This is a genomic window from uncultured Alcanivorax sp. (assembly GCF_947258575.1).
Classification (GTDB): Bacteria; Pseudomonadota; Gammaproteobacteria; order Pseudomonadales; family Alcanivoracaceae; genus Alcanivorax.
The window spans coordinates 81,549-106,798 of record NZ_CAMYIV010000003.1; the positions used below are offsets into that span (position 1 = coordinate 81,549).

Genomic DNA, 25,250 nt, shown 5'->3' on the forward strand with positions numbered 1-25,250 from the left:
GGAGCGCCTCTCGAGGCGCGAACCGGCTTGCCGATATATTCAAAGGCATGATTCACACCTCAAGAGGTGATCCTACATAAAATCTCCTAGCCCTTGCCCTTGGCAAAGAGCGCATCCAGCTTCTGCTCGTAATCGTGGTAATTCAGGAAATCGTACAGTTCCATACGTGTCTGCATGATGTCCACCACGTCTTTCTGGTGGCCCTGCTCGCGGATACTTTGATATACCTTCAGCGCGGCCTGGTTCATGGCACGGAAGGCACTCAGCGGATACAGGATCATGTCCGCACCGGCTTCAGCCAACTCTTCGCGGGTAAACAGCGGTGTGGCGCCAAATTCAGTGATATTGGCCAGCAATGGTACGTCGCCCAGCCCTTCCTTGAAGGCCTTGTAATCTTCCAGGGTGTGTACCGCTTCGGCAAAGATGCCATCCGCACCGGCCTCAATGCAGGCTCGGGAACGCTCGATCGCCGATTCAAGGCCATCCTTCTGAAAGGCATCAGTGCGAGCAATAATGAAGAAGTCATCATCGGTCTTGCCGTCAACAGCCGCCTTGACCCGGTCCACCATCTCTTCCTGGGACACAATTTCCTTGTTCGGGCGGTGACCACAACGCTTCTGGGCCACCTGGTCTTCCAGGTGGACGGCGCCGGCACCGGCCTTGATCATTTCTTTCACAGTACGGGAGATATTGAACGCCCCACCCCAGCCGGTATCGATATCCACCAGCAGCGGGGTTTCCACGGCACTGGAGATTCGGCGCACGTCTTCCAGCACATCATTCATGCTGGTCATCCCCAGATCCGGCATGCCGTAGCTGGCATTCGCCACACCACCGCCAGACAGGTAGATAGCCCGGTAGCCGGTCTGCTCTGCCATCATAGCCGCATAGGCGTTGATGGTACCCATCACTTGCAACGGTTTTTCTTCGGCTAGTGCCTTGCGGAAACGACCGCCGGCGGTGAGTTTGCTCATGGTAGATCTCCTCGTTATGTGCCGTAGGAGCTTGCCTGCAAGCGAACAGCGTTCGCCATGCGAGCATGGCCCCTACAGGGTATTACCCTGCACGGTATATTGGTTTTCGATATTCTTGCGCGCACTACTGATATGACGGCGCATCAATAGCTCGGCCATTTCGCCATCACGAGACTCGATAGCCTCAACAATTCGACGATGCTCATTGAGGGCTTTCTGGGGCCGATTGGCCACGGTGCTGAACTGGTAGCGGTACATTCGTACCAGATGATACAGCTCACCGATCAGCAACTGGCTGAGAGTGGCATTGTGGCTGCCCTGAATAATGCGGTAATGGAAATCCAGATCCCCTTCGCGCTGGAAATAGGCGACATCTTCACGGAGATCTTGCTGTTGCTCATGCTGGGCCAGCACATCATAAAGGCCGCGCACTTCGTCAGCGGTCATATGTTCCGCTGCGAGCCGGGCGGCCATGCCCTCCAGGGCTTCGCGAACATGATAGATTTCGATCAGGTCGTTGACGCTGAGGGAAGCGACCCGGGTGCCCACGTGCACCACTCTCTCGAGCAGTTTGCGGGATTCCAGACGGCGGATAGCTTCACGAAGGGGGCCACGGCTGACACCGTAGCGGCTGGCCAGTTCGGTTTCGCTGACCTTGGAACCGGGCAGGATCTCCCCGCGCACAATATCGTCCTGGAGCCGGGCGAAGACCCGATCTGCCAGTGTGCGTGTGTTTTCAGGCAAGGAGCCCGGGGAAGCAACAGACATAAAACAGCCCGATTGTTGACAATCTGAACAACCGGGCTGGACTTTACGCCCCTAAACAGGATGTTTCAAGAGGCATTGTTGACAATTTGGCTCAGGACGATGGAGCCATGGGGTCACAAATTGCATCGCCTGGGGCCCCTTTGAAAAACTGCACTGCCCCACTACGTAAGGAATTAAATCGGCGAGCTTCGGGATCACTTGGTTCATCGCTGAAGCCAGCCAGAACAATTCTCGGCAGAAAAGTCTCTTCGACCCAACGAGCACGGAGGCCAATGTCGAAATTTCCATCAGACAGGCGATAAAGGGGAGCACAATTATTGGCATCAACCGTCAAATCAACTCGGCCTTCGATTGTCGCATTGAAGTGCGGGGTATCTGCTCGTCGATCCATACCTGGCGCCAACCGGATTGACAGGTTGGCGCTTTTGGGATCATCAAAACTCCGTGTTACAAGACCAACGCCATAGGTATTACCGCAAACACCACCTGCACCAGTAGCTACGAGTCCATTTGCACTAATCCTTAAACAAAACTCACCGATATCATTTTCGTCCATCCGAACACGCTCACGGCTTACGGTTTCGCCGCCAAGGGTCTCTGGGTAATTGCCACCAGCGTTACTGATTTCTTCGTTTTCATCTGTATCTTCGTCAGGGTCGGCGATATCCATACACACTCCGGTGTCATCATCGTCGCCAAGATCATCATCAACACAGGCCCGCATTAAACGAATAGTGTAATCACCAACCAACTCTGCAGGGATAGCAGGTTTAGCCTGGACAAAGCCAGTTTTGGTGGCTCGGAATGGAAGAGGCTCGCCGGTCAACTGTTCATCCAGTAACTCACCAGTGATTTCCCCTTTTTCTTCCTCCTGCAAGCTTGTGCCGGAACTCGGAAAATCAAGCTTAAAGTCGCTATTGCCGTCGATATCCACCCCCGCATAAAGGCTAGACCCGAGGAAACGCCCCGCAACCTGGGCATCAGTATTGTTGGCGGGAGCATCACCAATACCTGCACTTAGCAGATTGACGGAAAGCGAATCATCATCCTGATTCTGAAGTTCAAGGATGTCCGACAGCCCTGCACTGGAACTAAAGCCCAGGTAATCCAGAACCTCATTACCACCTTCTGACGCCCGAACACCCAAGCCGCCACCAAGGATATCTCCATCTGGCAGAACTAACGCGTTGAGTGTGAAAGACACCGTAGAACCATCTTCCCCGCCGAAGTCACAGCCCTCCAAAATGATGCATTCCCCCGCAATTTCAAAGGCATAGAGACCAGCGCGGGTCCGATCATTTCCTTCTACAAGACGACCCTCATACGCAGCGGTATCGTTGGCAAATCCATCAACAGGCGTTTCCGTGTTAACCCGGTCGATAAATCCCTGCCAAGCCGCCTTGAATTCGTCGAAATCGCTGTAATTAAAACCATTTTCTGCCCCAAGCTCAGGCTGGGCATCGAGTATAGTATTCGGATCCCCCGAGTCTGCGGGGAGATTCGGGTCACCCGGGATGATAATCTTCGCATCAGGATCATTACCCTGCTGATTAAGGGCATGCAGTAACGCGGACCGGTTCAATGCCGGGCTGGCAGTGCCTACCGCGCCGTCTTGAACGGTTGTCCTGCGGGGTGACTCAATTAGATCAGCCAGGGTTAGCTGGTAAGTTCCCTTACGCAATTGCTGCGGCAGTTTGTAGCTTCCCAGCGTCACCCGATTACCTTCAAAAATAGCGCTACCAATATAGAATTCAACGCTACGCGAGTTAGCCGGACAGAGTGCATGGAAAGCAGGAACTTCGATATTCAGGCCAGCAGGGGTATAAGCCTCGTCACGGGTATAACCGTTGGAGTTTCCACATTGATAACCCAGGTTCGCCACACGCGGGCCCTGTAGTTCAATCAGGGAATCACCACGAGGGTTAATGTCACAGTTAGCGCCTAGCGGGCAACCAGGGACCGTGGCATCGGAAAAATCCTCGCCGCCATTACAGCCAGCAAACGCCAGGGCGGCAAAAGCCATTAATGTAAGGTGTCGCATAAATCGTTACCTGTAATAGCAAGCCGGGTTCTACCCGGCTGAATTCACTGGGCTGAAAGCAGCAACTCGCCTTTCAGCACCGCTTGCAGCCCATCAGTACTCGACTGCTCTTGTAAGTAAGGCAGGAAAACTACCAAGTGACGTTGACCGGGTTCGCGCGGCAAGGTTCCTTGCAGATAGCCGTATCGGTACCAGGTCTCCGGGTATTTTCGGCTGAACGGTTGATCAATCAGAAGCAGCGGTCGGCCAGCTTCATCAAGCCACAGCAATTGTGCGGCCACGTAGTCCTGTTTTCGAATGAAGGCCTTCAGATCAAGAGTAGTCACATTCTTGTTTAGTGTCAGGGCCATCGCCTTGAGTGGCTCATCGCCCAGCATTACCGGGCTATCTTGGTCAAAAGTAACAAGAATTTCGGCCCCTGGGGCAAGTTCGACGGCTTCCTCCAGCAGATGCTGGCAGCAATCCTGCCGTATAGTGCGGTAGGTTTCCAGAAAACCGCTCTCAGCGACCTCAGCATACTCCGGTTCGACCCTGTCCAGCGCCTCCCGTTCAGCCACCATATCCACTGGGCGACTGGTTAGCTGGCCACTTTCGTCCACGTAGGTAATAAACCGATCTCGCTCTTTATCCTCAAGCTCCTGGTCTATCTCTTCGCTGGGCCGGTAGTCTTCCAGCGGCTCAGCAAGAGAAAGCCCACCAGCACTGCCATCAGCATCAATCGGTTTTTTGTCTTCGGGTTTCTCGATGGTGACCAAGTTACCCTGAGCATCCGTATAAACGTAGAGCTCACCCTGCCCTGGCTGACCTTGGCAGGCAGCCAGCAACAGTATCAGCGGATAGAGAAAAGAGTATTTTTGCATTAGAACCGAGTTCGGAACGCCAGGCCCATGATAGTTACCGTAGCTTCAGTTTTGATATCAAGTCCGGCGTAGGGGTTATAGACCACATTGTCGATACCAGTGCAGTTGGCTGCACAGCTTGTATTTGCGGGAATTTCATCCTTGCTTCGCAGCTGTGCAATACCCAGATCGATATCGGTGTCTTTGTCCCATTTATACCCAAGACCAAGGCTGTAATACTTCGCCTCATTGATTGGAACCAGCGGACTACGCCGATCCTCCGGAATCGCTGAAGCACGTGGCTCGTAACCGGCACGAAGCTGGATACGACCTGTAAGATCATAGGAAGCACCAAATGCCAGATTCCAGGTGGACTGATAGTTCAGCGGGTAACTTAAACGGGACGAAGTGGATCCAGGCGAAAACAAACGAGCCAAGCTTAGTACCGCAGAGCTACGATCAAAGGTGAAATCAAAAGAATCCCACTCTTTGTAATCGGCCCAGACAGCATCGATGTTGAACTGTAGTCTTTCTGTGGGCCTGATCTTGATGCCAGTCTGGAAAGAGGCGGGCATCGTCAAATCCATGCTTACACGCCCCACTTCTTCTGCTGCGACACGGGAAGGAATGCCAAGCACCGCCAGGGCAATAGCCCCCGTTGCGGAGCCGCCAATACCATTAATTGTCTCCTGGGCAGCATTGGAGTAGCTGATCTTGTAGTCACCGCGCATATGCGTTTTGGCTGCAGAGCGATACACAGCACCCCAGGCAAAACGTTCATGGGGCTCCCACAGTACCCCCAGGTTATAGGAAGGGCTGAAACGCTGGTCCATTTTCACATCAAGAGAAGCCAGATTCTTGAACGGTCCCAAGCCCTCTTCCGGACGACAGATCCCGAAGAGAATCAGATCCAGAGCGATATTGGACTCGCCTTTAAAAGGCGCACAGATGCTTTCATCCAGCACCCTGGCAAAACCCAACAGCTCATTGGGGGCACGAAAATCCTGCTCCAGGGCCACAGCCTGAAAGCTCATACCGATGGAAGCACCAATTGAGAGCTCATCATTGACACGATACCCAACCGAAGGAGAAAGATAAGTAATACGCTCCAGCGCTACCCGCTCCCCCATAAAGTTGCCGACATCATCTTCATCACGGTAAAAACCAGCCGCCATAGGGAGATACGTGGCGGTGCCAAAAGTGAACTTGGAACCTGCTGGACGAATGGAAAAGGCCGGCAGAGGGCCAGCAATCAAAGGACCAGGGGGCAAATCCACCGTATCGTTAATAAACGGCACATAGAGAGAAATGCCCTCAATAGTACTATTGGCGGTTTTGAAATCCCGACAGAAATCCACACCATCGTTGGGTGCGTCGTTACAGACAACCGGATCATCGGAAAAACCGAAAACATTGTAGTCAGGGGGTGCGGAAAACTCGGAGTTCAAACTGAAGTCCGCAGCCAGAAACTGCAAGTCGACCCTGCGTCCGTCCAGCTTGGCCAACCCTGCTGGATTGAAATGAATGGCCATAATGCCTGGGGGATCAGCCGTTACCGCATGGCCCATGCTCATGGCACGCACATCAATCGCCAAGTTGTTAGCCAGCTGGGCTCTGCTGCTTGTCGCAAACAAGCCCGCCAGCAAAGCCGCCAGGCCGCAGACCAAAGCCTTATTATTGTTCTTCATGGCATGCCTCTCACAACTGCAAATATCGGCTTAGGCACCGGGTTTCAGGCCGCTGAAATCAATCGGCATGGACAACCCAAGCAGCACGTCGGGAGAGTCTTCGGTCAGACCGAAGCCGAAACTCAGGTTAATGATTCGGTTCTTGGAAGAGCGCAAACCAATAGAGGTATTCACAACACTGGATGTAGAGTCTTCGGAGCGGGCAATACGCCCACCATCAAAGAAAAACTCGGTATCGAAATTATAGGATTGCTGATAGCTGGCGCTCAGAGACACCTCGTAGGACAGCGCATAAGCTAACCCCATGGAAAAGTTGATGCTGTCCCCCGGGTTCACCTCTTCGAGGGTATCCGAGCCACGCCGCTGATTGATACCAGTAATATCAAACGCCATTGAATAACCCACTGAGCCATACAACACCACCGGATCAACAACCTTGCTCATACTGACGCCGCCGCCCAGTGAATAGAAACCGGAGCCGCTGGACACCTCAGTGTTAACGTTGATGTCGTAAGGGCTGTCCCCGGTCGGCGTCGTCAGTGTGGTATAAAGTGTGGTATTTACCGCGCCGGGACGCACCGGGAACGGCTGATAACGTAACCCAAAAGACACATCACCCAGGGCTGCCTGGGAGACATCCTTTTCAGTATCGTACTTGTAGGAAACCGGCAGCCGAGTATTGAATGTCAGGTTGTTCCAGATACCATAATCAAAAGACAGCGAGGAGCCGAAGGAGTGCTGGGCATCCTGCTCAATCCGGAATCGGCTGATATTACCGCTATCCTCATCCAGAGCGATGTCAATCCGATCATCCCGGTAGTAGTTATAGTTTGCCGAGAAATTCAGTGACATCTGGCCACTTGGCAACAGGGAGTACTGTTTTTCAGCCGCCTGAAAAACTTCTTCCAGGTTCTTTTCTTCGGTCACATCATCTTCTTTGGTCTGCAGGGCATCGCGTGCTTCTTCAACGCTTTCAGCCGCCCAGGCAACGGGCTGGGCAAGCAGGAGTGCAGCAATCGCTGCCACTTTTCCAGACTTCATATTCATGCAAAGCCGTCCTTTATTCTGTTTTTTATTTGCCACTGCAGGCTCTTATTTTCTGAAATAGGTGCGGGTTGGCACATTGATCACACGCTCTGTGCCATCCTCTTCCTCAATCAATACCCGGCGAAGCGTACTGGCTTTATCTGCCCAGTTTTCGATGGTATTGGTAAACACTGGAAACTCCTGGAAGGCCAGCCGATTAATCGTGCGCTCGTCCAACAAACGGAGATCATAATCAGTTAACTCCAAACCATCCTGTGGCTCAAAACCGTTGGGAAAGACAATGAACAGAACATTCTGGTCCCAAACCTCTAAAAACTTTGATTCTGTGAAGCTGATATTTCCCAACGCCGGGTCAGCCACATATATATGGCCATCCTGATATTTTTTCAGCACCACAAAATGCTTGAAGCCGCCATATGCGATAGGAACGATTGCCGGGTGATCAAGGCTCTTGATGTCTTTCATTTCTGCCTTGAACCCACCACTGGGGTGACCCAAGGCAGTTGCCAAACGTTTCATATCAAGAAGGGAGAAACCTCGCCGCTTAACAATTTTCTCGGTTTCACCAAACCGCAGAAGCCCCTCCATGATCTGGCGCTCCTGGAACTGGCGTCCAAGATATTGATTCAATACGGTGGTCAAGGCAGCAGAGCCGCAGGAATAGTCGTACGCCTGGCGCGTGACATTGTGATAACGGAATTCAGAAACCGGTTTAACGGCCACCCCTCTCTCGCGCAGGGGCCCGTCACCAGTGGGGTGCTCGTAATAAATCACGCCTTTCTCGGGGGGCTCGACTACAACCGACTCATTGGCGGCAAAGTAGATCAGCGCTACACCCAGCATGGACGTCAGCATGGCAAGTTATCCGCTGTTATTGTTATTGTTTGTTTCAAACATAGGCAGCCATGTTAACCATGTCCCAGTAGGCAGGCAACCACCTATTCAGACAGACTCGGGTGGCGTTCCAGCCAATCTTGCTGGCCCCCAAATAAAGCTTACCCCTTACAACACCGACCATAAGGCCTTGTTATTAAAGGAAACTTCAAACAACCCCCTCCCCTAGTCCGATAATGGCTCCAATCCCTGTGATCTGAGGGCATCCACCATAGGCCCCAGATAAGCCTCATATTTTTTCCAACGAGCAACGCCCTGAGTAAAGAGCCCCTGATTTACCTGGTTGATGCTTGCAGTGCTCACTTTACCCTTGGCGCTGTGGAACTCCAGGCAGCGTGGATCCCATGAAAGCGAACAATAAGCAAGAAGCTCCTTGACCTGTGGCTCGAAATTACTGACGAGCATCTCATAATGCAGGGGGAGAAACTCTTGAGCAGGCAGTTGGCTATACCAAAAAGCCATATTGTCATAGAAAAGCGCCACTTCCCGGGCACACCCGTCCATGGAAAAGCTGAATAACTGACTGGCAAAATTTTGCCGATAACAGCCAAAGGCTACATCCATCATATTCCGCCGAAGATCGATAAAACTGGCCTCAGGAAAGGCGGCTTTTAGCAATCCGGCAAATTTATGATTGTTAATTCCTTTATTTACCAGACGTTTACGCGTATCAAAACCGGCAGCTGCCGCCGCCTCAAGATAATACTGACGGAATTTTTCGACCTTTTCTGCTGACATTTCACGGTGTAACTCAGGAGCAGAAAACAAAGAGCGCTCACCAGTCAATGTAAACCAGGCCTGCTCGGCAAAGTCAGACTCCCCCGTTGCCTCAGCATCTCCATGTACCCCCAGAATCTGCTCTACCAAAGTACTTCCCGAACGTGGAAGGCTGAGAATGAAAATTGGCGCGGGGGAAGATTGGGCTCTCGAATCCACCGACCATTCATGGATTTTTTCCGCGGAATAGCACTCACGCGAGGGCAGCACTCGTGAAAGATAGTTATCAAAATCGAAGCGGATCAGGCCATGCTTTAAATTGTTACCCTTTTCAAGAGATTGGAATTCCAGCTTCCTTTCCCCGGTAAGTTCGAAGTGAAAAGCCAACGCGAAATAAAAATCCGCTGCGGTCGATTGACGCCCAAACTTGCTTGCTAAGCGGGCCTGCTCCTTAACGCAGCTTAACTCTCCATCACTAAGAGGGCTTTTGGTGAGCTCCATAAGCTGCTTCCAGCCATTGGCAATTCCCGGCTCGCTTTGCAGCAGAAAACGCAAACGCTCACAGGCTTCAACATTGCGGCCATGAATGTTATCAAGGCGCACACGTTGCAAAATCCAATCTGGCTCTTTCTGATGCAAAGCATCCACACCATCCAGAAATTTTTCAGCAAGATCATATTCACCGATATGCAAGTACACATCAACGAGCCGCCTCCGAGCTAGCACCCCAACAACCGGGTGGTCTTGAAGCTTTTCCAGCTCCTGCTGGGCTTGCCGATAACGATTTGCCTGACGCAAGGCTTCGCCATAATCAACTTTAGGGCCAGCAGCGTCCGGAAAATCTGAAATCAATTTTTCAAGCAGACGAAGCGCCTTCAATGCCTGGCCTTTTTCCAGAAAACACACTGCAAGGCGTTGGCGAGCCTCAGGAAAATCAGGCTCACGCTGCAAAGCCCCGCTAAAGCAACGCAACGCTCGCTCGACATCCTTGGTGCCAAGCAAACTCTCGCCCAGGCCAAACCATGCTTTGGCCTGACTGTCGTCCTGTTGAATTACCTGCTGATAAATATTTGCAGCGTCCTGCCATTGTCCAGCCCGTACCAGCATTTGCCCCAATAAAAGGGCACGGTCGAGCCGCCCTCCGTCCAGGGAAATGGCCTTCTTGAGGCCGAGAATCGCGGGTTGTAGCTGATTCAAATTCGCACATGCCTGGGCGTAGATATCCCACGCCACACCGGACGTAGCGCCCTGCTGAAAGGCAAGATTGATAGCCTGCTGCGCCTTTTTAGAAAAGCCCTGTTGCAGCAATGAGGCAGCTTGGCGCACCAGCACTTGGGCATTCGGGGTTTGATTCATGGCCATGAAATCATCGATATAAAATAAATTAACTATATATCGTTAAAAAAAATAAAAAACCCGACCTGAAAAGGCCGGGTTTTGGTTTGCAAGCCATACGGCAAGCTTCAGCTTTAGTGGCCAGAAATTTCCAGGCTACCAGACAGCTGCAGGCCAACGAGCTCGATATCACCCACGTTGCCGCCAGTACCGTCACCGATGTTCAGGTTAGCCAGACGAACATTCATACCGCCAGCATCACCAATCCCGGCAAGGCCAATGTTCAGGGAATCAGCATCGACATTAATACCAGTAGCGACAGTCAGATTGGCACCAGCGCTATCCACGATGCTTACATCCTGGCTGATACCGCCACCGCTGTCAGCATCATTGATAGCAAAGCCGCTAATGGAGATACCATTAGAAATAGTGGTATCGATAGCGATCATGTCACCTTGAGCTTCGTTACCCAGCTGGATGTTCAGGGAAGTCCCCGCACCCAGAGTCAGGGAGCCCAGGCTGATCACGCTGTCTACGCGGTTCGTGCCAACGGAAGTGCCAACCGTCCAACCTGCACTAATTGTGGAGGCAGTAGTCCGACCGGAATCCGCCACGTCCAGATCACCCATGTTCACATCAATACCGTTAGCCAGATCCACGTTGATGTTCAAAGTCGGATCATTACCAGCATTGGTACCTGAATCAATTTCCAGGTCGATCTGAGCAGCACCACCACCGATAGCAGTAATGGCAAAGTCCTGGAAGATAAGTGCCGCAGAATCAGTACGATCATTAGCAGTGACACCAGCGGGATCGGTAAAACCGTCAGCATCGTGAATACGCAGTTCAGCACTCAGTTCAGTGTTGAGGCCAATGCTAATACCATCCTGACCAGTCACGCCGGACAGAGCGCTATCTTCCATGGCTTCCATGGAAAAACCGGTAGCCGGGAGGGCTGCAACGGCGGCCGCCAGAGCAAGCTTCTTGAATTTCATTGTTATCTCCTCGTGTGCACAACGTTTTGTTGTAATCGTTCGGGTGCCACGTTTGATCGGCACGCATCTAAGTTAACACAATGGTTACAAAAACAAATGCATCCGTTACAAAACTCGATGACGTCACTTTAATAGCATAGGCATTTGTTTTTATTAGTTTTTGTACTCATGTGCACGCTCGTATCAATCGAACACAGATGTAAACAGTATGCCGGTTAAAGTCTATCTGTTACGCGCAGTAACAGAGTTGGGCAAGTTTCAGCCCGACAGGTAGACTAGTCGCTCCTGAAACTGGTTGCCCATGATGTCACCGAGCTGTCTCTTCAATAATACAAACGGACTGGTCGCACTAAGCCGGCCCGCGCTAACGCTATCTGCCAACAGCGAGGCGGAGCTTGTCACTTGTGTTCGGGAAGCTGAAAAGGCCCTAGAGGGAGGCTACGCCTTTGCTGCCGGGATACTACCTTATGAGGCAGGAGCATGGTTAAGGGGAGCAATTACCCCTTCCTCCTCGCGCGGTAGCGGTGACCAAAGCCATTCCGTCATGCCTGCCATTATTCACCTCTACAAGAACGGCCCCGAGCCCGTCCGCAGCCTGAAGAGCCGCCAGGCAACGACATCCTTTTCCCTCGAAGGGGAATTTAAGGCAGAACAAAGTCGGGAGGATTATCTGCGCAGCCTGGCGAGGATCAAGGAATATCTGGCTGCCGGCGACTGTTACCAGGTCAATCTGGCCCAGCGTTTCAGCGCCCACTTCCACGGCGATCCCCTTACGGCCTGGCTGGCGCTACAAGAGGCCCACCCTGCCCCGCACAGTTGCTACTTTGATGCCGGAGACAGTCAGATATTCGGGGTCTCGCCGGAGCGTTTTCTATCTATCCGTAACCGACAGGTGATGTCCGAGCCGATCAAGGGCTCGCGCCCGCGTGGCAATAGTCCTGAAGAAGATCAGGCTTTTGGCGATGAGCTGCTCTCCAACCCCAAGGATCGCGCCGAAAACCTGATGATCGTGGACCTGCTACGCAATGATCTGGGGGCCTGTTGTGAGGCCGGCAGCATTCAGGCGGATCCGCTTTTCGAGTTACGCCGTTTCAGCAACGTGCAACATCTGGTCAGCACAGTGACTGGCACCCTGCGCCGGGATCTATCCCCACTGGATGCTCTGCTCGGCGCATTTCCCGGCGGCTCTATCACCGGTGCTCCGAAGAAGCGGGCCATGGAGATTATTGCCGAGCTGGAGCCAGCGCCCCGTGGCGCCTACTGCGGAAGCTTCTTCTGGATGGACAACCGGGGAAATCTGGACAGCAACATTCTTATTCGCACACTGCAAACCGAAGGCGACAGGCTCTATTGTCATGGCGGGGGCGGTATCGTGTTCGATTCTGTGCCGGAGGCGGAATATGAGGAGAGCTGCTTTAAAGTTGCCAAGCTGATGGGGGCGCTGGAAGAACGGTTTCTGTAATCAGCACTAGCAGCAGTACGCCTCATGCAACACTCTAAAGCCGAGCCCTTCTATAAAAAGCCGCACCCGGATTCTGGGCGCGGCTTTTTCGTTTCCAGCTCATGCTATGCACGCTTCACGCTGGTGCACGAAGCGTGTTGCCTGCCTTAAAGCGGGATATCGCGCGGGCTCGCTTTGACGATTTCCTTTTTCAGGTCCTCGTAACTGTGCACGGCGGGGAACTGGGGGAATTCGGCAATCACATTGTCCGGGGCGTGGAACAGGATGCCTTGTTCCGCTTCTGACAGCATGGTGGTGTCGTTGTAGGAATCACCTGCCGCGATGCAGTGGTAGTTCAGGGAATGGAATGCCTTGATCGATGCCCGCTTGGGATCCTTCTGGCGCAGCTTGTAGTCGGTGATCCTGCCGTTCTCGTCCACTTCCAGGCGATGGCAAAACAGGGTCGGCCAACCCAGCTTCTTCATCAGCGGCCTGGCAAACTCGTAGAAGGTGTCAGAAAGGATGATCAGCTGGAAGTTCTCACGCGCCCACTCGACAAACTCTTTGGCACCCTCCATGGGGTCCAGGGTATCGATGACTTCCTGGATGTCGGGTAGCCCGTAGCCATGCTCATCCAGAATGCGCAGGCGCATGCGCATCAGCTCGTCATAGTCCGGAATGTCCCGGGTAGTGGCACGCAGCTCGTCGATACCGGTCTTTTCCGCAAAGTTGATCCAGATTTCGGGGATCAACACCCCTTCCAGGTCCAGGCACAGCAATTCCACGGTTTTCCCCTTTGGGTTAATAAGGCGCGCACAATGTAGCGGCGCCCCGGGGGCTTTGCAACGGGGAGGCTGGATTTGGGGTAATGCAATTGTGTGAAAGTGGATCTTATGGGGTGATGCGCACACCGCCCAGGGGCCAGGCTTTGCCCGCTTACCGCCATGCGAGCATCGCGACCATAGTGGTTTGCGACTGTCAGCGAATGGGTAGCTCGATGCCCTCGAACAGGGCTTCACGCTCCTCCCGGTTGGGGGCCTTGATGGCGGCATCCACCTGATCCCGCGTCAGGTGCGGCGCGAAGGCCTCCAGGAAGTCATACATGAAGCCGCGCAGGAAGGTCCCCTTGCGGAAACCGATACGCGTGGTGCTGGATTCAAACAAGTGCCCGGCATCCAGCGCTACCAGCCCCTTGTCTTCCACAGGATCCACGGCCATGTGAGCAATGATTCCCACCCCCATGCCCAGGCGGACATAGGTTTTGATCACATCCGCATCAGCAGCGGTGAACACCACTTTCGGCTCCAGACCCTTGTCGACAAAGGCATCATCCAGCTTGCTGCGGCCGGTAAAGCCGAACACGTAGGTGACAATGGGGTACTCCGCCAGGGCTTCCAGAGTCAGCGGCGTCACCTTGGTCAGCGGATGTCCCTCCGGCACCACCACTGTCCGGTTCCAGCGATAACAGGGCATCATCACCAGATCGGTGAACAGGTCCAGGGCTTCCGTGGCGATGGCAAAATCCACACTGCCGTTGGCAGCCAGCTCGGAGATTTGCATGGGAGTGCCCTGATGCATGTGCAGGGACACATCCGGGAAACGGCCGGTGAACTGCTGGATCACAGGCGGCAAGGCATAGCGGGCCTGGGTGTGGGTGGTGGCAATGCTGAGTTCGCCACGGGATTCATCCCGGTATTCCTGGGAGACCCGGCGGATCGATTCGGTCTGCTGGAGGATTTCGCCGGCAATCTTGAGTATCGCCTGGCCTGCCGGAGTGATATGGGTCAGGTGCTTGCCGCTACGGGCAAAGACCTCGACGCCGAGCTCATCCTCCAGCATGCGGATCTGCTTGCTGATACCCGGCTGGGAAGTGAAAAGCGCCGCGGCGGTGGCAGACACATTCAGATCATGGCGGGCCACCTCCCAAATGTAGCGTAGTTGCTGCAGTTTCATCCTTGCCTCCGCAATCGGAACACGGCGCCAGACTCAGTCACTATCCATTGTGGCAAATCAGGATATCAACTCAACCTGGTTATAAAAATATGAATAATTATTCGTTCAAAGCATAGATAACCGTCTTTATAGTAGCCCCGTCAAGTACTTCTCCCACAGAACCTGTCTGGAGCCACTGTATGCCGATACTGCAACCGGAGCTGCTTCTCTATATAAGCGCCGGTGCGCTGGTCGGTTTTGCTGTTGGCCTAACCGGGGTCGGTGGCGGCTCGCTGATGACTCCGCTCCTGCTCCTGTTCGGTTTCCCGCCTCAGGTTGCCATCGGCACCGACCTGCTTTATGCCGCCGTTACCAAATCTTCCGGCATGGTGATGCATGCCCGTCGCCGCAACGTGGACTGGACCATTATGAAACGCATGGCGGCCGGTAGCATCCCTGCCGCCCTGCTCACCGCGGCGGCGCTCTGGTTGCTGGCTTCCGATGCCGACGACTATGCCCCCTTGCTGACAACGGCGCTGGGTATAACCCTGATCGTCACCGCCATGGTGCTACTGTTCAAGCATCGTCTGCAGGCGATAGTGAACCACCGCCCATCTGGCTTACTGGGATCTGCTCAGCACCGGGCCGGCGTGTGGACTGTGGCAATGGGAATTCTGCTGGGCGTGTTCGTGACTCTGTCCTCGGTGGGCGCCGGCGCCATCGGTACCGCCGTATTGCTGATCCTCTACCCTGCCCTGGCACCGATTCGGGTAGTGGGTACTGATCTGGCCCATGCGGTCCCCCTTACCCTGATCGCCGGCCTGGGCCATCTGGCTCTTGGCCATGTGGACCTGAGTCTGCTGGCTGCCCTGCTGATGGGGTCCCTGCCGGCGATCTACATCGGCACGCATGTGGGCCATCGGGTACCCAACCACATCATGCACCCGGTATTGGTGACGGTTTTGTTGGCGCTGGGGATCAAGTATGCGGTGTTTTGAAGGAAGTCCCTGCTAAAGACGTAGGAGCTATGCCTGCATGGCGAACAGTCGCACTGTCTCAACCAGGTTCGCCGGTTCCGGCAGGATCTGAGAAAGCCTCGGGCTAATGCGCGATCTCAGGCTTCCCCACTTTTTCGCCGATTGGCCACACCATGGGGGACATGGCCGGCCGCCACATGTCGGGCTGCGGATTCGCAGTGGCCCTGTTGATCATCGAAGAACACATCGGCACCGAACGCCCGCAGGAAATCCCCTTTCGCCAAGCCTCCCAGAAACAGACTTTCGTCCAGGCGGATATTCCAGTCACGCAGGGTTCGCACTACCCGTTCGTGGGCAGGAGCGCCCCGGGCGGTCACCAGAGCCGTTCGGATCGGGCAGGATGCCACCGGAAAGCTGTCCTGCAGTTGATGCAAGGCTGCCAGGAAAGGCTTGAACGGGCCGCCGTCCAGTGGCTGACGTGCGGAGCGTTTTTCATTCTCGGTGAAAGCCTCCAGGCCATCACTCTGGAAAATCTGTTCCGACTCATCGGAAAACAGCACCGCGTCGCCATCAAAGGCAATCCGCAAAATGCCATCCGGGCGCTGACACTGGCCGCCGGAAAGAATGGTGGCAGCTGCATAGCCGGCTTCCAGTACCTGCTGTACGTCATCCGGGTCGGTGGACAGAAACAGGTGGGCGCCGAACGCAGACACATAACGGTGGGGGCTTTGCCCGCCGGCAAAGGCCGCACGGGTGATCGGCAATCCGTAATGCTCGATGGAGTTGAAGACCCGCAGGCCGGTATCAGAGCTGTTGCGCGACAGCAGAATGACTTCGACCCGCCCCTTTCCCTCTTTCAGTTCGTTGATAGCCAGCAGCTTCTGCACCAGCGTGAAAGCATCCCCCGGCTCCAGCACATCGTCTTCATGACGGGTCTGGTAATCCTGAAACGCTTCCAGGCCCTCTTCCAGGTAGACCTTGTGGCTGTCTGCAAGATTGAACAAGGCACGTGAGCTGATCGCGATAACCAGCTTGCCATCAAAGGAAACCGGCATGATATGTCCCGGGTGAAGGTGAGTTTCGCCCAGTATCCTGCGCGCCACTTTGAATCGCAACAGCACAACGCAGCACCAGGTGTGCCAGTGCTTTAGCAGGAGGTGATCCCTGTGTTGCAGTGTGGTCTGATTCGCGATCCAGGCATCGCTTTGCTACCGGTTTCGTCTGTCTCTTCGTGCACGACAACCGCTGTTACTTGCCTGCGCCCTCCTCCGAGGGCCGCAATCAAACCGCTGCTAATAAGTCGCGCCCGGCGTTCTTTAATTGATCAATGGTTGTTCAGTCGTAGGATGTGGCATAAAGTTGCTACAGCAACGGCGTTGCACGTTACTATTGAATCCGGGCATTGCTGCTCTCCAGCACAAAGCCACTACGAACAATCCGAAGGGGAAAGGGAGTCATCCATGGCTGCTAGCAAGGTGAAAGATACTGTCGAGGAACTTCAGGCTCAGATTCGCAAGCTGGCTGAGCGCTTCGACAAGGAACGCGAGAAACAGATCAGTCAACTTGAGAAACAGCTGGAGAAGGTGCGCGATCGCCTTAACCAGGAAATGAAGCGTCAGCGGGAGTACTTCGCCAAAGTTGAAAAGCTGCAGGCGGAATACCGTGACCGTGCCACCGCCACCGTCAAGAAACAGATCGAGCGCGCCCGCAAGGCGGCAGAAGATGCCCGCAAACAGGTGGAAACCTCCCAGGGCCGCAAGCGCATCCTGGAAACCGAGGTTCGGGTTCTGAAGGCCACCGCCAAGCAGGCCCACAGCCTGTCCCGGGTTATCGGTCAGTACGAGAAAGACCTGGAAAAACGCGCCAAGGAAATTGAGCGCCGTGTAGCGCCCAAGAAAGCGGCTGCCAAAAAGGCACCGGCGAAGAAGAAAGCAGCTGCCAAGAAGGCTGCTACTCGCAAGGCTCCTGCCAAGAAGAAAGCAGCTGCCAAAAAGGCCCCCGCCAAGAAAGCAGCTGCCAAGAAGAAAGCACCTGCCAAGCGGGCTCCCGCCAAGAAGAAAGCCGCAGCGCCTTCTTCAGGCGACTGAGCCAAGCCACTATCAAAAAAGCCGCCTCAGGGCGGCTTTTTTGTATTCGCAATCAGTCTTACCCCTGCGGGGAAAGCTGTTCTTCCATTCCTGCCAGATAACGGATTTGATGCTGCCGCGCGTCGCCAGCCAACTCACGCAAGTTGGAATAGGTGCGTAAACCAATCCGGTATGCCTGTCCCGCCCGATGACAACTGACCACTTCTGCCGATACCTGACGCAGAATCATGCCAGGCGCATACAAGTCCAGCTTGAGGCGGGCACCCCGTGACAGACTCACCGGTGACGTCAGACCCACTCCATAGCGGTTGTAGTCCATGGCCTTGGCACGGGTCACAAAGCGCCATCCGCCAATCAATCGGTGGCGAAAGATATCTACCCGCATTTGGGTATTGATTCGTGCCAGCTTGCGGCGGTTGGCACCGCGGTTTTCCCTGCTATCCATCATCGAACCGTATCAGCATCTGATCAAAATAACGCACCACCGCCGTCCTGGCGCTGGCCTCCATGCCCGGCAACCCCTTGTGAGTGGCTGATGCCGTCGCTTTACAAATTGTAACACGAGCAGCCGATACTAATGCACGGTTTACCCGCCCCAATGTCAGACAAGCTACGGAGTTGTCCATGAAATGAGTGATCGCGCCATCATTGATCGCTTGCATCACATCCAGCAGTCCGGCCATGTCTTCTTCGCCAAGCAACCCTGCCTGGAACACCAGGCAGGCCTTTTCTGCCATGGCCGGTCTGAGGGGGTAAGCCACATACAATTTGCCACCTTGATAACGGCGCAGATTCTGGAAATATCGAGCCAGAGCCAGTTGCTCGTCGAGCGTGGTATTTTTCATCAAGCGACCAATCAGACTGTTCGCTGACCGGTTTATCACTCTCATGGCACCCAGAATCAACCTTGCCGATGCCCCCTTTGCCTCGGCGGCTTGCAGCGGCCCCTTGAAGAACACAGACAGCACTTCATCGACAAAAGGCACAACCAGAGCATCCAGTTCTTCAAGGTGACAACGTCCGGGCTCAGCCAGCATGCCATCAATAAAGCCTTCAATGGACTGCTGAAGGGGTTGTGAGGCCTCGAACGCAATGTGGAGCGTGCTATCATCCATACTCATTTAACTGGGGACACTGGGAAAGTGGCGAATCATACTGTAATCCTGCGGCCCTTACGGCTGCTGTCGGGCCTGTTGCTTTTGGCGTCCCAGTCATTGTTTGCTCAACCCGGCGATCAGCCTGCCCCCTTCCCGATAGCGCTCCAGCCTGCTGAAGCCGAGTACCGCGTTGTGGTCAATGGCATTCCCCTGGGCCTCAATGCCACCATCCGTCTAACGCAGGAAGAGCAGGACTACCGACTGCATTTCCGGATTGAAAATCGCCTGTTTCAACATGAAGAAATCGCCACCTTCCGCTGGCATGATTGCACCGCTCGCCCCCATCACTATCGCCATGCCAGCGCCGGCTTCGGCCTGCGCCGCGAAGGGGAGATTGTGTTTGACTGGCAAGACCGTGAAGCCCAGGGCAGCAAGGCGATCTATCCACTGGTCGATGAGGCGCTGGATGCCTTGAGTGTCGCCATGGTGGCGCGCTGCAACATGGCCAGGGGAGACGCAGAGTTCAGTTATCCGGTAGCAGAACCAGACGGCATGGCAAACTACCAATACCGCTCTCTGGGTGTGGAAAATCTGGAGACTCCCGCCGGAGACTGGGATGCCGCCAGTATAGAGCGGGATTATCCGGAGCGGGGCAAGCGCTCCCGGTTCTGGGCAGCCCGGGAGCTGGATTACTTCATGGTCCGCATGGACCATCAGGAAAATCTGTTCGTGCGGGGACGCATTGAGTTGACGTCGTTCCGTTATCTGGCTACGAACCCCTGAACCCTCCTCATCGGCTGCCCTTTGTCGCCAGGAAAGGCAGCCACCCGCCCCTCGCGACAAAGCACAACAACTGTTCCCTTCAGGCCAGGCTGAGTACGCAAAAAGTGATTGAGAGGGCCTCTAGACTCTCAAGCCGCTCCGCCAGGTTGGCAGCACTTTTGCCAGGCGGCGAGTCGCCTGGTTCACCACCTCATCCTGATCCTCTTCCAGCTGCCAGCGACGGGAATCCTGCTGGAATCGCGCCCGGGGGGTCAGCTCCTGGCGCTGCTCACCACGATCAAATTGTTGACAGGTTTCGGCAAACTGATGAATGGCAGCCAGATCCACTTTCGGTTCGATGCTGTCAGGCAGGCAATCCAACAGGGCACTGATACGAATGGAGGCCTCGCTTAACTCCACCTGTTTCTGCTCCACAGCGCGGCACAACACGTCAAGACTCTCGATAATGTGCACCTGCTGAGCGCGGGTTTCCCGTGCCTCACGGCGGGCCAGCCAGAATCGCCAAAGCACCAGGCCCAGGGCTGCACCAATCAACAGCCCAATCAAGGCTGCCAGTATAAGTTGTCCGGCCTGGGCCATAACGCATTCTCCTTGGAGTCTGTGAAGATAAAAAGCCATGCCGTCGGCATTGAAAATCCTTGGGCATAGCCGCATTGTACGCGGCACACTCTCTCTGCTACAGCACCGCAAACCGGAGGCACATTGAACGCAGAGTTATCCGTCTGGCTGAAGCCATTGGCTCAGCAACTGGAACCCTGGCTGCCGGCACTCACGGTAAGCGGTATTGTCATGGCCCTGGCCTCCTGTGTCGCCATTCCCTGGCTATTACTGCGCATGCCTGAGGATTATTTCACCGAGAGCTATCAGCCCCACACCCAGCGAGGCCCTCTGGCGTGGTGTTTCTGGCTGATTCGAAACGTCCTGGCGATATTATTACTGGTTGCTGGCATTGTGATGCTGGTGCTTCCCGGGCAAGGGCTGCTGACCATTCTGATAGCATTAATGGCCAGCACTTTTCCGGGGAAATACCGTCTGGAACGCGCTATCATGCGCCGCCCTGGCGTCTTCCGGACAGCCAACTGGATTCGCCGTAAATACCACAGAACACCCCTGAAACATCCTGACGGACATGACAAGGACATCACCGATGGCCATTAACAGCGCTGCCATCCGTTGGCATGACGACCACCTCGAGCTGCTCGACCAGCGACGTCTTCCGGCGGAAACCATCTGGCTGCCGATCCACGGCAGCGACGATGCCGCTACCGCCATTCATGACATGGTGGTTCGCGGCGCACCTGCCATTGGCATCACCGCCGCCTACGGCCTCGCCCTGGAGGCTGCGCGTCTGGGCGATGACGCTTCAGCGTTGGCGCTCGCGCCTGCCATTGCCACCCTTGCCGCCAGCCGCCCTACGGCCGTCAATCTGTTCTGGGCCCTGGAGCGTCTGCAGGGAGTCGCCAGCGACCTTTCCGGTGCCGCGCTGATCAGCGCCCTCAAAGCCGATGCGCAGGCTATTCACCAGGAAGACCTGGCGGCCAATCAACGCATGGGCGAACTGGGTGCCGATCTGCTGCCAGACAACGCCAGCGTCTATACCCACTGCAACACCGGTGCCCTGGCTACCGGCGGTCATGGCACGGCGCTCGGTATCATCCGCACCGCCTGGTCACGCGGTAACCTGCAGGAAGTCTACGCCGGGGAAACCCGGCCCTGGCTGCAAGGCAGCCGCCTGACCAGCTGGGAACTGCTCAACGACGGCATCCCTGTCACGCTTGTCGCCGACAGTGCCGCCGGCCAGCTTATGCAGCAGGGCAAGGTCCAGGCCGTGATCGTGGGTGCCGACCGCATTACCGCCAACGGCGATACGGCCAACAAGATCGGCACCTACAATCTGGCCGTGTTGGCACGCCACCACGGCATTCCCTTTATCGTTGCGGCACCACTGTCTACCCTTGATGCAGAACTGCCCGATGGCAGCCACATTGTTATCGAAGAGCGTGACGCCCGCGAAGTGCGCAGCATTCAGGGCAAGACGCTGGCACCGGCCCACTGCCCGGTGTACAACCCGGCGTTTGATGTGACACCCGCAGAACTGATCACCGCCATCGTCACCGAGCGGGGCGTGATACGAGCCCCCACCACCGATACACTATTGGCACATCTTCGTGGATAAAAACATGATTGAGCGCCCCTACTCTACCGCCCTTTACCGGGATGCTGCCCATGCCCTGGCAACCACTGGCCAGCGCATCTATCGGCAGGGCTGGTCGCCGGCCACCAGCAGCAACTACTCCGTGCGCCTGAATGCCACCCATGCGGCGATTACCCGCTCCGGCAAGGACAAGGGACTGCTGCAGGAAACCGATATCATGGCCGTGGACATGAACGGCCAGGCCGCCAGCGATGGCAAGCCATCGGCAGAAACCCTGCTGCATACCCAACTGTACCGTCGCCATGACGCCGTGGGCGCCGTCCTGCATACCCACAGCCATGCCAGCACGGTGCTGACCATGCACTGGCCCGCCAACAGCATCACCCTGGAAGGCTACGAGCTGCTCAAGGCCCTGGAAGGCTTTACGACCCATGACAGCCGACTGGTCATCCCGGTATTCGATAACACCCAGGATATTGCCGCTCTCGCCGACCAGGTGGATGCGGCCATGGCGGACGGTGATATTAGCCACGCCTACCTGATCCGCGGCCATGGTCTGTATACCTGGGCAAGCGATTTGCCCACCTGCTACCGTCAACTTGAAGCGCTGGAGACCCTGCTCGCCATAGAGCTGGATCGCCGCCGTTTGCAAGGAGTATGACCCCATGAGTGAACTGAAAATTTTCCACGACAGCCAACCCGACACCCTTGAGCAGCACCTGACTGACAAGGCATCCATGGCCAAAGCTCTGGCTGCAGCGGGTATTCGCTATGAACAGTGGCAAGCCACACAGGCCCTGCCCGACGCCCCACAACAGGAGCAGGTCATCGCCGCCTACAAGGCAGATATCGATCGCCTGATTGATGAGGAAGGCTATCAGACCGTGGACGTGGTCAGCATGGTGCCCGATCACCCTGAAAAAGCCGCGTTCCGACAGAAGTTTCTGGAAGAGCACCGCCACAGCGAAGATGAAGTGCGCTTTTTCGTGGAAGGCCAGGGCCTGTTCACACTGCACATCAACGACAAGGTTTACGAAGTACTTTGCACCAAAGGCGACTTGATCAGCGTCCCCGCCAACACGCCACACTGGTTCGATATGGGCCCGAATCCCCGGTTCGTCGCCATCCGCCTGTTCAATAACCCGGAAGGCTGGGTGGCTGATTTTACCGGCAGTGATATCGCCCAACGCTTCAACCGCCTGGAAAACTGACACCCTCTCCCCGTCAGGAGTCATCGCTCGGACTGCAACAATGCCCTCGCTTGTAACGCTGAGGTTGCTGTTCAGCAAAAGGCTCCTGCAGACTATTCATTGTGTAGCGCAATCATGATTAAAGCCGTCGTCACCGACATTGAAGGCACCACCAGCAGCATTTCCTTCGTCAAGGAAGTCCTGTTCCCTTATGCCGCCAGACAATTTCCGGCGTTTCTCGAAACGCACTGGAATCAACCGGAGGTACAGGCACAGGTGGGCGCGGCCGAGCAGGAAAGCGGCCGCACTCTGGAAAGCCCAGCCTCGGCCAATGCACTCTTTCAGCAGTGGATCCGCGATGACCGTAAAGCCACCCCGCTAAAAGCCCTGCAAGGAATGATCTGGCAGGCCGGCTATCAGAATGGCGATTACACCGCCCATCTTTACCCTGATACTGCCGTTGCCCTGCAAGCCTGGAAGGAAAAAGGGCTGGACCTTTACGTCTACTCCTCCGGCTCCATCGCCGCCCAGAAACTGTTCTTCGGCTACAGCGATGAGGGGGATCTGACCGGTCTGCTGTCTGGCCATTTCGACACTACCTCTGGCCATAAACAGGAAACGGACAGCTACCGCACTATCCAGCAAGCCATCGGTTTGCCGGCGGAGCAGTTGCTGTTCCTGTCGGATATAGAGGCAGAACTGGATGCAGCGGCTGACGCGGGATTCCGGACTATTCGCTTGGACCGTGAAGGCAGCCAAGGGGAAAGTCGGCACCAGGTAGTCACTTCATTCGAAGAAATCGCCCTGTAGGACCGCACAACGGGGAATCGGAAAATGTAGGGTGCACTGAGCCTCAGGCGAACTGCACCGATTCGACGCCCGGATGGTGCAGTTCGCCTGAGGCTCAGTGCACCCTACGAACAACGCCAGACGACGAATTTCTGGTTGCTGCCCAGCACCTCCACGTTGGTAAACAGTTTGCTCAGCAGCTTGTGATAGCCCAGGTGGCGGTTACCGATCACCCGCAGTTCCCCGCCTGCGTTCAGCGCCTGTTTCGCTTGCCGGAACAGGCGCCGCGCCACATGATCCCCGACCACATGCCCTTCATGAAACGGCGGGTTGAGAAGGATCAGATCAAAACGCGCATCGCACCCGGCCAGACCATCACCGAGATGAAATTCGCTGGTACTTTTCGGGTAATACCTGGCCACATTGTCACGGGCACTTTGCAGGGCCAGCCAGGATTCGTCGCAGAACACCAGATGACTGTCCGGGTGGGCCTGCAGCAGTGCCAGCCCGATCACGCCGTTGCCGCAGCCAAGGTCTGCCACCTTCGCCCCCGCCGTCAGACTGCCGGGAAGATGGGCCAGGAAAAACCGCGCCCCGATATCCAGCTGCTGCTGGGCAAACACCCCGGCGTGGACCGTCAACGGCCCCATGGGACCCTCCACCTGGGTGGGGTACGGGGCGATTGCGAGCCGCTCACCGGGCGCCGTCGCACTGAACAGGCGTGCCTTCTTCCAGCCTAGCTCCGCCCGGCCCTTGCCCAGGTACTGCTCCATCAAGGGCACCAGTTGATGAGGCAGGTGCTTGTCCATGCCCGCCAGCCAGACCGGTGTGCCGCCCGCCAGCTGCTCACTGAGCCACTGCAGCTGGCATTCCAGTAGCGCCAGAGATTTGGGCACCCGCATGACCACCTGATCAGGGGCTTGCGACAGGTTATCAAACGGCCACAGGGTGGCGCCCGGCTCCGGCAGCTCATTGAGTAGGCAGTTATGGGTCAGTGCACGGCTGGCCATATAAGAATCGCCACTGCTGACCACTGGCCCATGGCGGCCTGCTGCCAAAGCCAGTGCCCCCTGCTGATCATTAACCACCAGCGTTACCGGGCCGGCATGGCGTTCCTTGAGAGTCTTCAGCAGATAGAGGTCGGCACTGTCCCAGGCCTGCAGAGGCTCATTCCGGCGACGGGGCCAGCGCTGCAGGGTCAATTCGCCCCAGGGGTGCTCAAAGGTTGTCATACCATTCCTGCTTGCCGATCGATCAGAGCGCGCATTCTGCCTGCCCTGCTGGCTGTTGGCCAGATTCTGCGCAAACAGCCGGGCGACACCTATTTAGGTATGGCATTTTGCAATTTCGCTGCTAGAATGCGCCAGCGAACTCGGAATATAGCTCAGCCTGGTAGAGCACTACGTTCGGGACGTAGGGGTCGCAGGTTCGAATCCTGCTATTCCGACCAATTCAGGTCCTTGTCATCAAGGGCCTACAAAAAAGGCCGCTTTTGCGGCCT

At 55.6% G+C, this 25,250-nt stretch carries 25 protein-coding genes and 1 tRNA gene; 10 read left to right on the top strand and 16 right to left on the bottom strand.

Annotated elements, in window-relative coordinates; genetic code table 11:
- Positions 1-86 precede the first annotated feature (86 nt).
- The 9 genes from prpB to Q0Y02_RS02665 form a co-directional block, all read right to left on the bottom strand.
- The gene (gene prpB, locus Q0Y02_RS02625; protein WP_035244313.1) at positions 87-974 is read right to left on the bottom strand and encodes a methylisocitrate lyase; all 888 of its coding nucleotides are present in this window, start codon (positions 972-974) and stop codon (positions 87-89) included.
- A 72-nt stretch (positions 975-1,046) separates the two neighbouring features.
- Positions 1,047-1,742 carry a GntR family transcriptional regulator gene (locus tag Q0Y02_RS02630; RefSeq protein WP_273009520.1) on the bottom strand — a complete coding sequence of 232 codons (696 nt, stop codon included), beginning with the start codon at positions 1,740-1,742 and terminating at the stop codon, positions 1,047-1,049.
- 91 nt (positions 1,743-1,833) lie between these two features.
- Positions 1,834-3,783 carry a hypothetical protein gene (locus Q0Y02_RS02635; protein WP_297764025.1) on the bottom strand — a complete coding sequence of 650 codons (1,950 nt, stop codon included), beginning with the start codon at positions 3,781-3,783 and terminating at the stop codon, positions 1,834-1,836.
- Positions 3,784-3,827: 44 nt separating this feature from the next.
- A complete protein-coding gene (locus Q0Y02_RS02640; protein ID WP_297764028.1) occupies positions 3,828-4,643 on the bottom strand; it encodes a MalM family protein in 816 nt (271 codons plus the stop codon).
- Positions 4,643-6,310 carry an outer membrane protein transport protein gene (locus tag Q0Y02_RS02645; RefSeq protein WP_297764031.1) on the bottom strand — a complete coding sequence of 556 codons (1,668 nt, stop codon included), beginning with the start codon at positions 6,308-6,310 and terminating at the stop codon, positions 4,643-4,645. The genes Q0Y02_RS02640 and Q0Y02_RS02645 overlap by 1 nt, the downstream gene beginning before the upstream one ends.
- Before the next feature lie 30 nt (positions 6,311-6,340).
- The gene (locus Q0Y02_RS02650) at positions 6,341-7,357 is read right to left on the bottom strand and encodes a transporter (RefSeq protein ID WP_297764034.1); all 1,017 of its coding nucleotides are present in this window, start codon (positions 7,355-7,357) and stop codon (positions 6,341-6,343) included.
- A gap of 45 nt (positions 7,358-7,402) precedes the next feature.
- Complete coding sequence (locus Q0Y02_RS02655; protein ID WP_273009530.1) at positions 7,403-8,212, bottom strand: C39 family peptidase; 810 nt, start codon at positions 8,210-8,212, stop codon at positions 7,403-7,405.
- 204 nt (positions 8,213-8,416) lie between these two features.
- Entirely contained in the window at positions 8,417-10,330 is a 1,914-nt protein-coding gene (locus Q0Y02_RS02660) for a tetratricopeptide repeat-containing sulfotransferase family protein (protein WP_297764038.1), read from the bottom strand.
- 107 nt (positions 10,331-10,437) lie between these two features.
- On the bottom strand, positions 10,438-11,298 hold the full coding sequence (locus tag Q0Y02_RS02665) for a DUF6160 family protein (protein ID WP_297764040.1): 861 nt from the start codon (positions 11,296-11,298) through the stop codon (positions 10,438-10,440).
- 544 nt (positions 11,299-11,842) lie between these two features.
- On the opposite strand from Q0Y02_RS02665, the gene pabB reads away from it, so the two are divergent.
- A complete protein-coding gene (gene pabB / locus Q0Y02_RS02670) occupies positions 11,843-12,760 on the top strand; it encodes an aminodeoxychorismate synthase component I (RefSeq protein WP_297764043.1) in 918 nt (305 codons plus the stop codon).
- 146 nt (positions 12,761-12,906) lie between these two features.
- Here the strand turns inward: pabB and thrH are convergent, their stop codons facing one another.
- Together thrH and cysB are read right to left on the bottom strand one after the other, a co-directional pair.
- Positions 12,907-13,524, bottom strand: a complete 618-nt coding sequence (gene thrH, locus Q0Y02_RS02675; protein WP_297764046.1) for a bifunctional phosphoserine phosphatase/homoserine phosphotransferase ThrH — start codon at positions 13,522-13,524, stop codon at positions 12,907-12,909.
- 193 nt (positions 13,525-13,717) lie between these two features.
- Positions 13,718-14,692: an HTH-type transcriptional regulator CysB gene (gene cysB, locus Q0Y02_RS02680; RefSeq protein WP_297764049.1), complete on the bottom strand. Its 975-nt coding sequence runs from the start codon at positions 14,690-14,692 to the stop codon at positions 13,718-13,720.
- Positions 14,693-14,871: 179 nt separating this feature from the next.
- On the opposite strand from cysB, the gene Q0Y02_RS02685 reads away from it, so the two are divergent.
- Positions 14,872-15,669, top strand: coding sequence for a sulfite exporter TauE/SafE family protein (locus Q0Y02_RS02685; protein ID WP_297764053.1), 798 nt, complete (start codon positions 14,872-14,874; stop codon positions 15,667-15,669).
- A 116-nt stretch (positions 15,670-15,785) separates the two neighbouring features.
- Here the strand turns inward: Q0Y02_RS02685 and Q0Y02_RS02690 are convergent, their stop codons facing one another.
- Positions 15,786-16,703: a 5'-nucleotidase gene (locus Q0Y02_RS02690; protein WP_297764056.1), complete on the bottom strand. Its 918-nt coding sequence runs from the start codon at positions 16,701-16,703 to the stop codon at positions 15,786-15,788.
- A gap of 405 nt (positions 16,704-17,108) precedes the next feature.
- Here Q0Y02_RS02690 and Q0Y02_RS02695 point away from each other — a divergent pair, with 405 nt between their 5' ends.
- Complete coding sequence (locus Q0Y02_RS02695) at positions 17,109-17,735, top strand: hypothetical protein (RefSeq protein ID WP_297764058.1); 627 nt, start codon at positions 17,109-17,111, stop codon at positions 17,733-17,735.
- Positions 17,736-17,793: 58 nt separating this feature from the next.
- Here the strand turns inward: Q0Y02_RS02695 and Q0Y02_RS02700 are convergent, their stop codons facing one another.
- Positions 17,794-18,183 carry a PilZ domain-containing protein gene (locus Q0Y02_RS02700; RefSeq protein WP_273009543.1) on the bottom strand — a complete coding sequence of 130 codons (390 nt, stop codon included), beginning with the start codon at positions 18,181-18,183 and terminating at the stop codon, positions 17,794-17,796.
- A complete protein-coding gene (locus Q0Y02_RS02705; RefSeq protein ID WP_297764061.1) occupies positions 18,173-18,850 on the bottom strand; it encodes a hypothetical protein in 678 nt (225 codons plus the stop codon). Before Q0Y02_RS02705 ends, Q0Y02_RS02700 begins: the two co-directional genes overlap by 11 nt.
- Positions 18,851-18,877: 27 nt before the next feature.
- Here Q0Y02_RS02705 and Q0Y02_RS02710 point away from each other — a divergent pair, with 27 nt between their 5' ends.
- Positions 18,878-19,615 (top strand): DUF3108 domain-containing protein, encoded by a 738-nt coding sequence (locus Q0Y02_RS02710; RefSeq protein WP_297764064.1) that lies wholly within the window; start codon positions 18,878-18,880, stop codon positions 19,613-19,615.
- Positions 19,616-19,735: 120 nt separating this feature from the next.
- On the opposite strand, the gene Q0Y02_RS02715 is transcribed toward Q0Y02_RS02710, so the two are convergent.
- A complete protein-coding gene (locus Q0Y02_RS02715) occupies positions 19,736-20,194 on the bottom strand; it encodes a DUF2489 domain-containing protein (RefSeq protein ID WP_286827491.1) in 459 nt (152 codons plus the stop codon).
- 123 nt (positions 20,195-20,317) lie between these two features.
- On the opposite strand from Q0Y02_RS02715, the gene Q0Y02_RS02720 reads away from it, so the two are divergent.
- The 5 genes from Q0Y02_RS02720 (at position 20,318) to mtnC (ending at position 23,770) form a co-directional block, all read left to right on the top strand.
- The gene (locus Q0Y02_RS02720) at positions 20,318-20,773 is read left to right on the top strand and encodes a PGPGW domain-containing protein (RefSeq protein WP_297764072.1); all 456 of its coding nucleotides are present in this window, start codon (positions 20,318-20,320) and stop codon (positions 20,771-20,773) included.
- Positions 20,763-21,791 carry an S-methyl-5-thioribose-1-phosphate isomerase gene (gene mtnA, locus Q0Y02_RS02725; RefSeq protein ID WP_297764075.1) on the top strand — a complete coding sequence of 343 codons (1,029 nt, stop codon included), beginning with the start codon at positions 20,763-20,765 and terminating at the stop codon, positions 21,789-21,791. The genes Q0Y02_RS02720 and mtnA overlap by 11 nt, the downstream gene beginning before the upstream one ends.
- A 4-nt stretch (positions 21,792-21,795) precedes the next feature.
- Positions 21,796-22,431 carry a methylthioribulose 1-phosphate dehydratase gene (locus Q0Y02_RS02730; RefSeq protein ID WP_297764078.1) on the top strand — a complete coding sequence of 212 codons (636 nt, stop codon included), beginning with the start codon at positions 21,796-21,798 and terminating at the stop codon, positions 22,429-22,431.
- A 4-nt stretch (positions 22,432-22,435) separates the two neighbouring features.
- Positions 22,436-22,981, top strand: a complete 546-nt coding sequence (locus tag Q0Y02_RS02735; RefSeq protein ID WP_297764081.1) for a cupin domain-containing protein — start codon at positions 22,436-22,438, stop codon at positions 22,979-22,981.
- A 114-nt stretch (positions 22,982-23,095) separates the two neighbouring features.
- Complete coding sequence (mtnC, locus tag Q0Y02_RS02740) at positions 23,096-23,770, top strand: acireductone synthase (RefSeq protein ID WP_297764084.1); 675 nt, start codon at positions 23,096-23,098, stop codon at positions 23,768-23,770.
- A gap of 104 nt (positions 23,771-23,874) precedes the next feature.
- On the opposite strand, the gene Q0Y02_RS02745 is transcribed toward mtnC, so the two are convergent.
- Positions 23,875-24,981, bottom strand: coding sequence for a methyltransferase (locus Q0Y02_RS02745; RefSeq protein WP_297764087.1), 1,107 nt, complete (start codon positions 24,979-24,981; stop codon positions 23,875-23,877).
- 141 nt (positions 24,982-25,122) lie between these two features.
- Here Q0Y02_RS02745 and Q0Y02_RS02750 point away from each other — a divergent pair.
- Positions 25,123-25,199: transfer RNA gene (locus tag Q0Y02_RS02750), tRNA-Pro, on the top strand.
- Positions 25,200-25,250: the final 51 nt, after the last annotated feature.